2 rRNA genes are annotated in these 713 nt (G+C 44.5%); both read left to right on the forward strand.

From position 1 onward, the window contains the following. Positions 1–289 (forward strand): 16S ribosomal RNA (locus RF638_RS16065); the annotation flags it as partial. Positions 290–434: 145 nt separating this feature from the next. After that, positions 435–713: ribosomal RNA gene (locus RF638_RS16070) — 23S ribosomal RNA — on the forward strand; the annotation flags it as partial.

The raw sequence follows: 713 nt of genomic DNA on the forward strand, positions 1-713 counted from the left end.
GTCGCAAACCTGCGAGGGGGAGCTAATCTCAGAAAACTATTCTCAGTTCGGATTGTACTCTGCAACTCGAGTACATGAAGTTGGAATCGCTAGTAATCGCAAATCAGCTATGTTGCGGTGAATACGTTCTCGGGTCTTGTACACACCGCCCGTCACACCACGAGAGTTGGTTGCACCTGAAGTAGCAGGCCTAACCGCAAGGAGGGATGCTCCGAGGGTGTGATTAGCGATTGGGGTGAAGTCGTAACAAGGTATCCGTACGGGAACGTGCGGATGGATCACCTCCTTTCTAAGGAGCAATACTTTCTCTATTCTATTGATAATGTTCTTACATTATCTAATGGACATTGGAAACTATATAGTAAATCAGATAATACAATTTAACTCTAATTTTTTAATAGAGTTAGCTGTCAATCAATATTTAAAAACTAAAGGTTAAAATAATTAAGGGCACATAGGGAATGCCTAGGTAGTAAGAGCCGATGAAGGACGTGGTAAGCTGCGATAAGCTCAGGGTAGTTGCAATCGAACGTTGATCCTGAGATTTCCGAATGGAGCAATCCGCTAAGTTGAAGACTTAGCACGAAAGAGGGTACCGCGTGAACTGAAACATCTAAGTAACGCGAGGAAAAGAAAGTAAAAACGATTCCCCAAGTAGCGGCGAGCGAACGGGGATGAGCCCAAACCGCATAAATGCCAAGGATGCAGCCGTT

Source organism: Kocuria sp. CPCC 205235, from assembly GCF_040980905.1.
GTDB lineage: Bacteria > Actinomycetota > Actinomycetes > Actinomycetales > Micrococcaceae > Kocuria > Kocuria carniphila.